This window comes from Mycoplasma sp. 4013, from assembly GCF_054353875.1.
On sequence record NZ_JBTHHK010000001.1, the window covers coordinates 25,736 to 41,732 of the forward strand.

Below are 15,997 nucleotides of genomic sequence, written 5' to 3' on the forward strand. Positions count from 1 at the left end.
CTAACTTGTTTTTATGTAGTTTTTTAGTTTAAAATAAGAAATTTTATACTCATTGTTTTCTATATTAATTTTAAGGTTAAATAATTGGTTTTTTGATTCATTTTTTTTATTTTCAAATCTTGGATTTTCCATAATATATATCGATAAAGCATCATACATTTTTTTATATTCTAAATTTTCTGAAAGAACTTTTATTAAATTTATTATAGAACTAATTCAGTTGTTTCATCTTTGCTTTTCATCGGTATAAATAAGTTTAAATTTATTTTTGTTAAAATGTTCAAACTCTTGCCTTATATGTTCCTTCTTGATTTCAATACTTTTTGTTTTGGGTAAATTTTCGTTAGATATTAAAGAGTAATAAATATTCTGAATTCGTATAATTTCTTTATTATATCCATATATTTTTGCTTCTCTTTGATTTTGTTTTTGTCTGTAAATATTTATCTGTATTTGTTCAAATTTTTTTAAAACTTCTGATGTTTTCTCTAATAAGTCATCTGCACTCTTGCTATCTTTATAAAGGTTTTCAACAGATGTTTTTAAATTTGAAAAATCATCTTTATTACTTTTACCACTTAAATTAAGCGACAAAAGTTTTTGATTAATATTTTCTAAAAGGTTTTGAATTTTTTCTTTATTATCAAGTAAATATGACTTAATCCAATTTCTCTTATTTGTCTCTATTTCATGAATAAACATTACTTTATAAATCTTTTTTACTTTATCGATTGTTACTAATGTATCTTGTTTTTTTCACTCTTCTGTTTGTTTTTTTCAACTTTTACTTAATTTAGTATAAAAATCAACATCTTGTTTTTGGTTTATTTTGCTATTAATAAGAGATGATAAATGTGCATATAAAGCAAAATCTAATTTTTCAGAAGCATAAAAAAACTCTATAAGTTTGTTTCCATATTGTCTTAAATTATCAAAAACACTTCTTAATTCTTCAAAATTACCAAATCTTTTTTGTTTATCAGCTTTAGTCACAGTTGTTCTTATATCTTCTATTTTCTTTTGAATATACGGATGAAACTGGATTCCATTATATTTTGTGTTGTTTAATGAAATAATTAAATCATCAGTTACATCTAAAAAAACTGCTACATTTTGCTCAATATCATTTCATTTAGTCGTAAATGGCTGCGATTTTTTATCAAATAACATTTGTTTTTTTAGATATAACTTATATTTTTTTCTTAATTTAAGAAAAAAACCATATGTTTTAATAAGCTTTCGATGTTCATTTTGAATATTATATAGACTTTGTTGTTCTTTAAATTCCGAACTTATTGTTTTCAATGTTTTTTGAATTTCGGTTAAATCAGAATAAATACTTATATATTCATAAACATTATTTTGTAAAGTGTTTACTTTTTTTAAATTATTAATATTGTCATTTTGATATGATGATATTTTATAATCCATATTTTGGGCGTTTTTATGTATCAAAATAAAAAAAACAGACCTTAAAAAAAGGACAAATAAAAATGTTATTAAAGTAATTAAAATTGATATTACAATTCAAAAAACTATATGCATTTTACTCCTATATATATTATAAAGAAATAATTATATTTGGAGTATTATTTTAAAATTAAGTTAACGGTTGCCGGTATCCCTACTTCGTATGCTACTTTTTCAAATTGATTAATATTATATTGGTTTGGTTTTCCAGGATATAATAATTTTTGATAAACTGCATCGGTAGATTTTTGAATTCTTTTGGTAACAAGATATAAAAATTCAGGTGACACAACAACTTTATTATTTTTATAAATTAGTTTGATAATAAAATGTCCAAAGAATAAATTAATTTCTTTGATACCATCCTTTACATTTGTAATTGCTCTAGAAAAATTGTTATAACCAATACCAAAAATTCTAGGAAATCTTGTATGTGTATGTGGTGCTAAATTCGCTTCATTTAACTTAGATAAACCTATATTATGTAAATAATATGCAGAGTGTCCATATTCGCTTGTTTGTGGTAACAAATATCATTTTAAGAACTTAAAACTAAATTTATCTAAATTACTTAAAAAACTCATTCAGTTGTTTGATAATAATTCACTTAATTTTGATTCATTATTTTGCACTTGTAAAAATTGATTTTTAAATTCGTTTCAGTTTAATTGTTCATCTTGTTTAGGATTTTTGATATTAAAATATTCTGCAACCTTTAAAATATTTGCATTTTCTTTGTTTATATTTAAGTCTTCTTGATTGCTATTTTGATTGCAACTTATTGCTGTTATCGGAATAATTTGTAAAGTAAGTGCTGTAAAAATTTTTTTCATCGATCTCCTATATTACTATTTAGTAATATTATATTACAAATTATTTTTTGGTAAAATATTACAATCAAATACTTGAAATATTACTATAAAAAGTAGTAGAATAAAGATATAAAGGAGTTTTTATGAAAAAGAAAATGAAATTTTTTTCTTCTATCTTACTTGCTTCATCTTTTTCAATCGCAGTTGCTTGTTCTAATCAAACTACAACTGAAAACGCTAAAGTATTAGATATAAGTTATTCAAATTTATCTTCTGATTCAGTTAAAATTAATATTAAGTTTAATCATTTATCAAAAAATCTTGATTTAACTAAATTTAAATTAACTTTGAATGATATAACAAATGTTTCTTTTAAAAACAATGTAACTTTAAATACCATTAGTGTGCAATTAAATCATTTGAAAAGTAATTTTTCTTATCAAATTACCGATATATCTATAAATAATATATCTTATATTAATGGTATAAATAAGTCACAATTAAGTTTTAAAACACTTAATACAAACAATAATGATCAAACTCCATCTGATAAAAATCCAAGTGATGGTAAACCTAAAGAATCAAAAACTGATGCTAACATCGTCAATATAAGTCATCTGAATATTACAAAAAATTCTGTAGATATTGCTGTTAAATTATCAAATGTTCCTAATATTGAAGTTAATAAGTTAGATGTATCCATAAATCCATCTGATGGAGCATCGTTTAGCAAACAAATAGATAGCAGCGATCCAAATTCGGTTATCGTGCATATCAGTGGATTGAATCAAAACACCCAATATACCATTTCAGATATAAAATATGATAATGTCTCAATAAAATCAACTTATAATAATAGTAATGATTTTACTTTCAAAACCCTTGAACCAGAGCAACATAACTCTAACCAAAATCCACAAAAAGAAAATGAACCCACAATATCTATTAATAACATTTCGACACAAAATATAACTTCGACATCTGCAACCTTAAAAATTAAATTAAATAATATTTCAGATTTTAATATAAATAAATTATCTATTTCGTTAAATCCTTCTGATAATTTTACAATCTCTAAGCAACTTGATACTAATAATCTAGATACTGCTATTGTTAGTTTAAGTGGTTTAAGTTCAGATACAAATTACAAAATCACAGAAATTCAATATGACAATACATCACTTAAAGTTGCTGATGGTTCATTAAACCTTAGTTTTAAAACTTTAGTTGATTCAAGTAAAACAAATAACAGCGGACAAAATAACAAGGATAATAATGAAAATAAACCTGTAAATAAACCAAGTGAACCAGACAATTCACAAAGTTCACAAAATCCTGGTTATACCCTTTCTGCTGGACAAGAAGAAGCAGAAGCATCAAAAGATACAACTCCACAAATTCAAGCGCAAATTAGCGATTATGGAAATGCATTTGATTTACAAAATGCAGATGCTATCCAAAGTAGTGAGTTAAATATTCATAATTCTACTAACTTTTCTGAATTAGAACAAAGCAGTTTAAATAGCAAAGATAACTGAAGTACATATTTTAACTATCTAGCTTCACCAACTGCTAAAAGTACAACTAATGATGCCGAATCAACATTACATATTGATTTGGCAAAAACAACCGATATTTCAAGTATTTCCGAAAATAATTCAACCATTACAATAACTTTTAATGATGCAAGCATCACTACTGCAAAAGTTTTAGTTAAAAGTTTTGACCAACACAATAAATGGAGTAAATATATTGATTTAACCAAAAATTCAGGTAATTGAACTTTTCAAAGTAATTTATTAAGCAATTATCAAAATCAATATGTTATTACCGAAGCAACCTTTAATAATTCTTATAAAGTTCCTTTTAGTTTACAAAAAAAATATAAATTTAGTTTACCAGAAAGTGCTTTAAATTCACTCGATTTAACTAGTTTGACTGTTTATAAAAACGAAAGTAGCAAAGAAATTTTTGGTAGTGCTGCATTTAATTGAACATCAGATCAAGTAAAGATTCTTTCAGAGAAAGTTTTTGTACTTACTTTTGATGTTGAAAAACAAGTATATAACGAAAAGAAATCAACAAATAGTTCAAGTACACTTGATATTTTTGGTGGTGGTCAAAGTGAAATTTTAAATGCAGACGAAAATTTTGATGCTGGTAACTCTATACCAGCAACTAAGAAAATTTATATCCCTTTTAATCAATTGCATAAATTCTCTTTATCTGGTTTTCAAGAGCAAATTAAATATAAACTTAAATATCTCGATGTTGTTAATTCAGGTAGTAATGTAAACTTTTTAAAAAGAAAAGATTTAGCATCTAAAAACATTGCTTTTTCATACAACTTCAACTGAAATCAAAGTATTGACTTTAAAAACCAATTATCAGGTGGAAGCGATACAAGTACAGGAACATTAAAAAATACTGGAATTATTAGTAAATCTGATTTAGTTGCTGAAAACAAGAAAGCTAACAAAAACACCAAAATAAGTTTTACTCCACAAAACTTCAACACTTTGCTAGACTATAATAATAACTTCTATAATTTTATCCATAGATATCCAAATACTAAGGAAAGTAAGAGGGAAACAAAATTTGTTTTATATAAAAATAATCAACAACAAAATATTCATTGATTTAAAACACGTAATTATCTTGAAAACTCATTGTTCAAAATCAATGAAGATAAGACATCTGCATCATTTACCCAAGATCTTAGTGAAATCAATACAAACGGAGTACCTGATGAAGATGTTATCATCTGATTGGTTTTTGAATTAGATATGAATACTGCTGCATATCGTGATATTAATGAAGTTTCAGATATTCGTTCTAAGGTTATTGTTCCTGTTTCCTTAAAAAATATTAAAGAACATAAACATGTATCAAATGTTGATTTTATGTTTGATTATGTTTCAGGCAAAAAGTCCTTACAGCAAGCATTATTTGTTAAAATTAAAAACAACGTAACATTTGCTTTACACTTTGAAAACAACATACTCAAACTTGTTTTAAAAACTAAAAACGGAACCAAATTTAATAACATCTTATCAATGCATAATCATTCAAACAGTCGCTCAGCATTTATAAACCGTGTCGATGTTTTTGTTAATTGAATTCAAAGCATAACTGATAGCACACCTAAAATAACATTTAAACAAAAACATCAAATTGATAAAAACTCTATTTTAACATCATCAGAAGGTTACATCGATAAATATGATGTTAAGGTGCTTGCTGATTCAACAGATCATGGAGAACCAACTACAAACTTCTTACAAGATTCACCGAAAGAAAACGAACGAAGCAAAAGATTATATCAAGAAGATAATGTAGCACCTATCCAAGAAGCTAGAAGTAGAGTTTTTAGCATCAACCATCAAGCTGATGGAACCTGAAACATCATTGGTAAAGTAAGTGATAAAAAAGATGATTATAGATTCTATGCATTTGTTAATTATCATGTATGACATACAAATACATCTGATATAAATAAGGATTTATATAAAGTTTCTACCGATGCTTCTGGTGCAAAAATCATTACCGTGCATGATGCAAAACTTATTGCACCAACATTAATGAAACGTCCTGCTAATCCTAACTCAGTTGATAGATATCAACCTGTATACACACATATAAATTCAACCAATAATGAAGATTTTTATCACGATACAAAACTTACAGGTGATATTAATCCAACTGGTAATATTTATAGTTTTAAAATTCCTGAAAATGAAGCAGGTATTACATATAAAATCTTTTTAGATCTTTCTGCTAATGTTGCAAATGATTATGATGAATTTAAAAACACCGATGGTGAAGTAGTTAATCGCAAAGATCCAAATACTAGTGATCACAACAAAAATAACAAAGCAAATGTTGATACAATTATTGCAATAGTTGATTTTACCCCTATTTTCAAACATTTTAATTATCAAAACTTAGACACTTACACACATGATAATAAAAAGTTAACTACACAGGAAAAAGCTGCTATCAAGCATTTTCTAGATTTTCAAAACCTTAAACCAATCGATTTTTCAACATTATCATTATATGTTTCTTCGTTCGATAACTTAAACTTTTATATGGCTACCCTTCCAAAAAACCGAGCAAATGGTAATGCAGATTCTGCACCTGGTTTAAGATACCGCGAATATCTTATTGGAAATAATCCAATAAAAACAAGTTATTCTGTTTCAAATTATAACACACAGCGTCCTGCGATATGAGGACAAGTTAAAGATTACGATTGATTTAATGGTTCATCTGGTAGTGGTATATATGATTCAAAAGGTAAAATTGTTGGTTTGGATGCTAAGGGTGGTAGATGATCATCAAGTAATTTCTCTATTTTCGATACCCAAGAATACCAATACTGAGGTGCAAGTGGAGATTATATGAATCCACAATCATTTAAAGAAATTGTTTCAAAAATGGCATATTTATATCCACAAAGTTTTAGTAATCTTTATCCAGATAAAAAGTAAAACAAAAAGTTGTAGGTTAAACTGCGACTTTTTGTTTTACTTTCCGATTTTTTTCTTACAAATCCTGCTTTATCGTAGTGAAAAAATAAACTAATATATTGTTAAAAATATTATATAATTGTTTAATACTTTGTATTAAACTATTATATTATTTTAGTTTATATAATAAGGTAGGAGAAATATGTGAAACTTGTTTAAAGAAGTTTTTCGATCGCTATTTAAAAACAAAGCCATTGTTATTGGTTTAAGTATTCTTATATTTTTAACATCTGGTATTTTTACTGTATTATATGATACATCAAAAGCGATGCGAACTCAATTTAATAACTATAAAAAAATCTCTGTTGCACACGATTTAACTGTTGATTATAACCTTCCTGCTTCTGGACAAGCATTTAATGATGGATATTATATCAATGGTGAAACCAAATTTACTGGTGGTGCAGGTTATGACAAAGGAATTCGTTATGTCTCAGACGATGCATTTTCAAATAAGAAAATCATCGATTTTAACGAAATAACTGATCGTTATATAAATATTTCAAACTTCTTTAATGACAAAAGTGATAAGCATAAATATATTCTCAAAAATGATTTCTCTACTCTTTACAATACATATTCAGCATCAGATGATTCAGAATTTTTGGATTTAGATTATACAAAACCACAAAAGAAGATGCATTTTAAAAAGAATTATTTGATTAATCTTTACCAAAAAAATGATGATGGTAGTTTTTCTCAAAGTGTTGTTACAAAAGAACTACATATTTTTGATAAATTTCACCTTGATAAACAATACAAGTTTTCTGATATTGCATTTATTAACTCTGAAAATCAAAATAATATATATTTTTCACAATTATCTGCTTTATATATTAATGCTGATACACATGAGGCCACCTTTGATTTTGTTAAAGGAAAACAATGAGAATTAACTGATGCAGTTGTTAAGGTTGAAAATAATGAGTTAGCAAAATTGCTTGGTTTGGTATCTTTAGTTAATAATCCATATGTATATATTATTGACGGTTCAAATAAACCTACACTATATACACATAATAAAGATGATGATATTACAAAATATATAAGTAAAGAAATAAAGGCTAACCTTAATTACTCAGATTTATTTTCTTCTCCTTCTTTTGCTGTATCAAAAAAAGAAAAATTTGAATTTACCAAAAATGCTGATTATCTTATTCCGAATAAATGAGCCAAAATCCGACGTACTGAATCATTTTTCTTACGTAAAGAATATGAAATTACATACGATAAAGAAAATCAATCAAAGTGAACTGGATCATATCGAACCTTTTTAGAAAATCAAATCCAACAAAATAATGGAGAAGTTCCAAGTTACTTAAAACACTTTAGTTTTTGAGAAAAGGAAATTCTTATTTATAACATCCCTTTTGTTGATTCACAAAATGATGTTAAACTAGGACAAAAGGGTTTAATTAGAAGTAACAATCCTGCTGTTTCCTTAGACGAAATAAACCATAGTAAACTTTCATTAGCTCCTGATGAATATCAACCTACACCTTTTAAAAAAATTCTTTTTATTCTTGACAAACCAAAAACCATTGCTCAAATTGAAAACCGAATTATTGGTGAAACTAATTTTAATGAATTAATTAACAAAAATATTTTAGGGGATCGTTTCAATATTATAAAAAACGGGGCTTTAGATATTGTTAAGCACGAAATATATAATCAAATACAAAAATATGTTCCTGCTTCTGATATCGGGATTCGTCAAAGCATAACAGTTGATTCTTTTGATGAAAAAGATAGTGGAAAAAATGTTTTTCATTTTGTTAATTTAGGTGATAGGAATCAAGAAATTAATGGTATTGCTAATAACATTGACAAATTAGTTAATGAGCAAAGTAGACCAACACAGATTTTAAATATTAAAGGTGATAATTCAAATAATGAAATTTCTTCTTTTTTTAAAACAAAAGAAGTAAACCCTTTTATTGCTTTTAAAATTATTGATCAACTCAGATTTAATGTCGAACCCATTGACAAATATATTCATATAGATCGCGAATATGCTCCATTAGAAATCGTTAACTCGCTAAATGGTGATATTCATAATATTGAAAATCAAAAAATTTACCATCTAACACGTTATCAAGGTCGCGATGATTTAAGAGATGATCAATATAACCAATTTATTAATTTAGGTTTTGTATGATTGAATCAAAATGATTTTTATTTAACTAAACCTGTTTATAATTCCAATAAAAAGATTTTAAATTGAATCAATGTAGAAATACCTGGTTTTGTTAATGGTAAGGTCCCAATTGATAAAATATTAAATTATCTAACTACAAACAATCTTACCGTTCAGGTTAAATTGAATACTTCTTCATATGTAGAAAAATCTGATCAATTTTCTAATACTGTTTATATCCCTTTTGGATACAGGGCTCCGCAAACAGATGTCTTAAACCAAGCATTTGCTGAAAAATCACTGAAACTTGGTGTTGAACGTATTGAACAAGCTTTATTAAACACTGACTTAGTTACTCAAGGTTTTATTCAAAAAGAAACTATATATTCTATTGTTCAAGCAGCAACATATACATTTGATAAAAACGATTTTGCTTCTATCTTCTCTAGTGGATTAATTAACCTTAATATTTTGCCAAAACTTGTTTTAGACGGATTGTATTATATGTCACACGATCCAAATGGTGATTTTGCTAAAAAGTTATTCGTTGATATCTTTGAAAAAATTTATTCTTTAATCGAAAAAGCAGAACAAAACCACCAAACACCAAAAGAATTTATTAAAACAGAAATTAAAAAACTTTTTAATTTTATTTATTTAATTACAGGTAAAGATATAAAAAACACTTTTGATTTAGATGTATTTATCGATTTTTCAAATGATATAAAAGCTACTATTAAAGCATTTATCAATATAATTAAGACTATTGATTTTAAAAAGTTTACCGATATTATTCAAAATTTCTTTGAAACTTCATATAACAAAACTATCAAAAATCCTGCATTCCCTGATACACACAGCAAAGATGGTAAACACAAACTAAGTATTTTTGATATTATTATTGCACTTTTAAAATCAATTGATTCAAATCAATTTAAAACTGCTTTAATTTCTCTTCTCGATACAATCAACCCGCAACTTATTCTTAATATCGGAGAAAAAAATAATATTTTCACTTCGATATTAGGACAAAGTACAAACCTCGTTAAAAAACTCACTGATATTATTTTTCTTTCTGATGACGGAAAATCCAAAGACTATACAAGATTTTTAAACGGGATTAAATTCTTTATTCGTGCATTTGATACAGATGTGTTTATCAAAACATTAGAAGAAAACCTAAAAATTTCTCATTTTGAAACAGAGCGATCAGAATTAGATATTCAAAAGAATGTTATTAAACTAAAAGAATATCAAGCACTTTCATATTTAACTAATAGTGATTTAACTTATGCCACATTAAAAGCATGATTTAATGTTCCAGGTTCCGATCGTGTCATCAAGACTGCACTAGCTAAGATGTTAAATCTTTCATTTAAAGGACAGAGTGTTGAAATAGGTGATAATCAATATGTTACTATCCCTGCAAAAGATGATGATAAATTAGATTTTTTTGATTTATTAGATTTATTACAAGGTAGTGTTAGCTCACCTGCCAATTCACAAGCTACAGAAAATACATCAACTCAACCAGCTGCAAGCACACCAAACTTAAGCACCTTAATTGAAAACATCTCACAATTAAACAGTATCGATTGACAAAAAATACCAAGTAATATTTTATCTCTTGCATATAAATATCTTGGATTAGCTAATAAAAATCAAGTTTGAAATAAGGAGAAAATTAATAACATTGTTCAAATTTGACATTACTTCTTTGATACTTTCGGGGAACAAGCAAGCAAAAATTCTGATTCATTACATTCTTTTTTCAAACTTGCTAATGCATATATTAATCAAGAACCTAATTTAGATTCAAATGTTTTTCTAACTATTTCATATAGTGTTATTTCAAAACTTTTAACTTTGAATTATAAAGATTATAACTACCTTATTGATATTCTTCCACTTTTAAAAGTATGATGAGAATTATTTAATCCAAAAATCAATGGTAGTTTACAGCAAAAACAAAAATTTGCTAATGACTTGCTAGCACTAGCAAATCAAAAAGACACTATTGATTCTTTTAATAGTTTTGAACTTTTTCTGCCTTCAACTCAAAATATAGTTGGTTCTGAACATACAAAATTTGGTATTACTCGTTCGCTTGCAAATCCAAAACAAATGCAAAGACTTTTCTTTGCAAAAGATAAAAATGGTAAATATTCTAACAAAGATTTACAAAATATTGTTAACCAAAATCCTGAATTTGAAAACTTCTTAAGTACATATGCATATGAAATCACAAAACTTTTTTCATATATTGCTTCAGAAGAACAATATGCACCATTTGATAAAGAAATCACGGAATATGATGGAATCAAATTAAAATATAATACATTATTTTCTACTATGCAGGACGTTTTTGTTAATAAAGTTATTACCGATGATATTATTAAACATTATTATTTAATTAACAACTTTTTTAACCAATATTCATCAAATCTACAATTTCTTGATCAAATCGGAATACCACCACTTATTACCAATAAAATATTAATCCGAAAACATCCACAAGCACTTATTTGATTACTAACTGATAAAAACAACATCGGAAAACCATCTGAAAATGATTCAAATGTTGGATACTTTTTAATTAATAAGATTATCGACTTTGAACAACTTCTTAGTTCAGGTAAAGAAAATACCTATGAATTTATCAATTCTTTATTAGGTATTCCATTAGTGGTAAAAAATAAAAATGAAGAAAGTGGTAATGTAAATGATTCACAATCAGAAGTTATTGGTGGTAGCATCCCTTCTATTGAAAATGACTTTGTATGGGAAATTTCTATTGATAATGATTTCTTTGTGAACATCCTTAATGCAGTAACTGAAAATCCAAGCGAATACAAGTTTTTTGATATTAACCTTGGTGATGTTTTCTTTAAGCTACTTAACTCACTAACTGGGTTTAATAAAATTGACAACATTCTTGTATTTAACCAATCTGCTTCATATTTAGCAAAAGTAAATTATGCATATATGTTGCATAATCATAAAGAAATTTATGATGGTGAATTACCAGTTAATCCGATTGAGATGCTACAATTAATCGACAGTTTACCTGAAAAATATAAAATTAATGTAAATGGTTCGAAATACTTAATTATAGGTGATGACATCTCTTTTGATTACTTTTATCCTGTCTTAGATGAAAACAACTTACAAGTAGATACTAAATCTCAAGCTATTGTTTATGTAAATAACAAAGGATTCGATCGCATTCATCAAGCTTATCGTGGTAGTTTAGTTAAAGAATATTTAACAGTTAAAAACACTTCTAAATATACCAATGAACAACTTAAAAACATTATTGAAAAATATGTACAAAGTAAAATTGATGACACATCGAAGTTACAAAGAACATATTTATATAATGAATTAGACCCGATTAACCCGGAGCGTAGCATCCGTATTTCTTCAGTTCAAACTATTATCACCACCCTTAGTTATGTTTCAAATGTTATTCTAGCAATTTTGGTTTTCTTAGTAACCATTTCAGTTACATTTATTATCAAAAGATATATCGCAAACAAAAACAAAGTTATTGGAATTTTGGTTGCACAAGGATATACACCACTTCAAATTTCACTTTCAATGACAACCTTTGCTTTCTTTACCATTTTTACCGGAAACTTGCTTGGGTATATCACTGGATTTTCGATGCAATCACTTGCAATAAAAATCCTTGATAATTATTGAACTGTTCCGATAGAAACACTTAATTTCTCTATTATTTCTTTTTTAGTTAATATTATAGTGCCACTGCTTGCAATGTCCATTTTAATCATTGTTGTCTCATTAAGGTCGCTAAGGTATAAATCAATTGACTTAATGTCCGGAATTGTTGATGTAAGCACTGGTGAAAGTTATCAAAAATATATTAAAGTATTTAAAAACCGTAGTGTTAAAACTAAATTTGGTGCATCGCTTATATTTAACAGTTTCTGAAAACTTGCTTCCTTTGGAATATCAGTTATTTTAGCATCTATTACTACTTCATTTGGTTTTGCAACTTTTGGAATCTTCAATAAAACAATTGATAAAACATACGAAAACCGCAAATATAACTATAAAATAGACTTAACAACACCAACTACTGAAGGGGGTTCATTAAAGATTTTAAATCCAGAAGATGTAAAGAACTCACTTTATGTTCCAATTGGTCGAGCAACAGAACTTAATGCATATCAAGCAGATTACTTTAAAAATGGTTATTCAACTGCTATTAATGTGCAAAATAAAAACGGAGAACCTACATTCAAAGATCCACATCTTATTACTCAGTTTTCAATTAATATCAAAATTGATTCGTCAATTTCTATTGATCCATTCAGTGTTGTATTTCAATCCTTGCCTGATGTACAAAAATCCAGAATTATCCAAAGTCGTGATCAAATTGGTTATGCACTTACTAAAACACAAAAAGGACTCCCTTTCAAAGTTGAAAACGGCAAACAAACAAATAATGTTGATTTCGAAAAAGCACATCAACTTGGTTTAAATAACTTCTTTTTATATGTTCCAAGTGCAGATAACATCATCGATGGAAAATTCTTTGTAATGAACTGAAGCGATGATGATGGTAAATATAATCACAATGTTATTAAAACCACATATTTCCGCGATGAATATCGTGCTTTCTTGGTAAATGGTTATGAACAACTAGCAAAACAAGGTATATATGATTTTGACATCGTTTTCAATGGAGTTTATCTTGATCCTAGATATGATGAAACATATACCTATGTAGATAGTCAACTACCTAATGGTGAAAAAATACGTCTATATGGATATCGTCCTAATTCTAAAGAAATCGCTATTAAAAACGGTGATCAAAACTTATTAGCAGAAATTAATAATGACTTTGCTAACAATAATTTTGATTTGAATAAAGATATCCCGCTTGTTATAAACGAGGTTTCGGCACGTAAGTACCATTTAGCAATTGGTTCAATTCTTAATTTGGAACCTAAAAATCTTGTCTATCGCTTTCAAAATCGTATTAATAAAGTTTTAGGAAAACCAGTTATAACACCACATAAATATCGCTTTGTTGTTAAAGCAATCAATCAAACTTATATCAAAGATGAATTCATTATCCCTAAGAAAGCTGCTGATAAGTTGATTGGTTTAGATTCACTTGTCGATAAAGAATTTAATGGTCAAAATGATGATGCATACAAATTTAACGGTATTCTTTCAACTAATCCACTACCAATTCAACTTATTTGATCGGCTAACCTATACTCTGTTTCAGGTTATTCTGGATCTATTGCTTCCTTTTCTACTAAATCCATAACAGAAAAAGACAAAAAAGATTTATTCGATGGAATTTTCGGTTCAAAAAACACAGTTAAGAACTCTCCTGCTGATGGAGCAATGGCTGCGATGGGATATAGTGACTTAGATATAGCCAAATTCTTAGATCCAGATTATAATCCTAAGGATACACCTTTACAAGAGTTTTATCAAAAACAACGTAATTTAGCAGACATACAAATTGAAAAGTTTGCTAAAGAATTTGATAACCAACTCTTTATCCCTGTTGCTACTGGACTTGATTCAAAACAAATTGAAATTTCTTTCACACAAGGAATTTCAAGAACTGTACAAATCATTGTCACAATTATTACCGTCCTTAGTTTCTTGATTTCTATAATAATTCTTATTATTATTTCAACCATACTAATTAATGAAAACGAGAAGAACATCGCAATTTGATCTATCTTAGGATACAATAACAAGGAAAAACTTAAAATGTTCTTTGGTATCTATATACCGTTTATTGTTATTTCTATTATTATTTCACTTCCTTTTGCTTACGGATTAATGGTATTCTTTGCTAACTTCCTTGCTACTGGTGCTGCTATTGCTATCCCTTTATCAATTACCCCATTAAACTTTATTTTCACAGCTTCCATCATATTTGGTGTATTCTTAATCACAGCAATTCTATCTTGATACAACATTAATAAAATTAAGGCAATTGACTTATTGAAAGGTAAATAATGAAACAAAAACAACCAAATCAGCAAAACAATGATCAAGAACCAAAAACACAGTTAATCATTGAATCTGAAGAAAAAACTCAAGAAATTATGCAAGAACCCAAAGAACCTGCAACAATTTCTAAAAAAATTTCTGATGTTAAAATCAACCGTAAAAATGTTTTTGAAATCCTTGATGCTGAATCCGATTCTAAGGAAATGATTGTAGATCGTAAAATTGCTCGAATTTTAAAAATTGCTGCAAATAAAAAACGCCCTAGGGACGAACATTTTGATTTAAAAAACACTGAAGATAATATCATCGAAGTTCGTAATGTTTCAAAATATTATTTATCTGGTTATAAAGTAACCCGTGTACTTAAGAATGTTTCATTAAACATCAAAAAAGGTGAATTTATAATGATTTTTGGTAAGTCTGGTGGCGGTAAGTCTACCTTGCTAAACTTAATCAGCGGACTCGATCGACCTTCTCGTGGAGATGTAATTGTCTGTGATGAAAATCTACCATATTTAAGTGATTTAAAACTTACTTTATTTCGAAGAAAAAATGTAAGTTTTATCTTCCAAAACTACAACTTACTTCAAAACCTATCTGGTTATGATAATGTACAAACTGGTGCATATTTACAAAAAGATCCAGATAAAAAACTTGATATCAACGAATTATTTAAAGAATTTGATATGGAATCAGTTATGAATAAATACCCATCACAGATGTCGGGCGGACAACAACAACGGATTTCAATTCTGCGTGCTTTAGCAAAAAATTCAGCAATTATTTTTGCTGATGAACCTACTGCTGCTTTGGATGAAAAAACTACTGGAATTGTGCTGTCATATTTATTTAACATCAATAAAAAATATGGAACTACCATAGTTATGGTTACTCATAACCCTGCAATTGAAGCAATTGCAGATCGAGTAATCCATGTACAAGATGGAAAAATCAAACGAACTAAAATCAATCCAAATCCAACTGATCCAACCACAATTAACTGAGAAACATAAAAAATCTATCCTTACGGATAGGTT

General features: G+C 27.2%; 5 protein-coding genes. 3 read left to right on the forward strand and 2 right to left on the reverse strand.

Features of this window, described 5'->3' with window-relative positions; all coding sequences use genetic code 4:
• Positions 1–1,431, reverse strand: a complete 1,431-nt coding sequence (locus tag ACXYRO_RS00135) for a hypothetical protein (RefSeq protein ID WP_458597845.1) — start codon at positions 1,429–1,431, stop codon at positions 1–3.
• Positions 1,432–1,589: 158 nt separating this feature from the next.
• Complete coding sequence (locus ACXYRO_RS00140; RefSeq protein WP_435128598.1) at positions 1,590–2,303, reverse strand: hypothetical protein; 714 nt, start codon at positions 2,301–2,303, stop codon at positions 1,590–1,592.
• 122 nt (positions 2,304–2,425) lie between these two features.
• Here ACXYRO_RS00140 and ACXYRO_RS00145 point away from each other — a divergent pair, with 122 nt between their 5' ends.
• The 3 genes from ACXYRO_RS00145 to ACXYRO_RS00155 all read left to right on the forward strand — a co-directional run bounded on the left by ACXYRO_RS00145 (position 2,426) and on the right by ACXYRO_RS00155 (position 15,973).
• Positions 2,426–6,775 (forward strand): hypothetical protein, encoded by a 4,350-nt coding sequence (locus ACXYRO_RS00145; protein WP_458613939.1) that lies wholly within the window; start codon positions 2,426–2,428, stop codon positions 6,773–6,775.
• Positions 6,776–6,956: 181 nt separating this feature from the next.
• Complete coding sequence (locus ACXYRO_RS00150) at positions 6,957–14,966, forward strand: ABC transporter permease (protein WP_458613940.1); 8,010 nt, start codon at positions 6,957–6,959, stop codon at positions 14,964–14,966.
• Entirely contained in the window at positions 14,966–15,973 is a 1,008-nt protein-coding gene (locus ACXYRO_RS00155; protein WP_458613941.1) for an ABC transporter ATP-binding protein, read from the forward strand. The genes ACXYRO_RS00150 and ACXYRO_RS00155 overlap by 1 nt, the downstream gene beginning before the upstream one ends.
• The last annotated feature ends 24 nt before the right edge of the window (positions 15,974–15,997 follow it).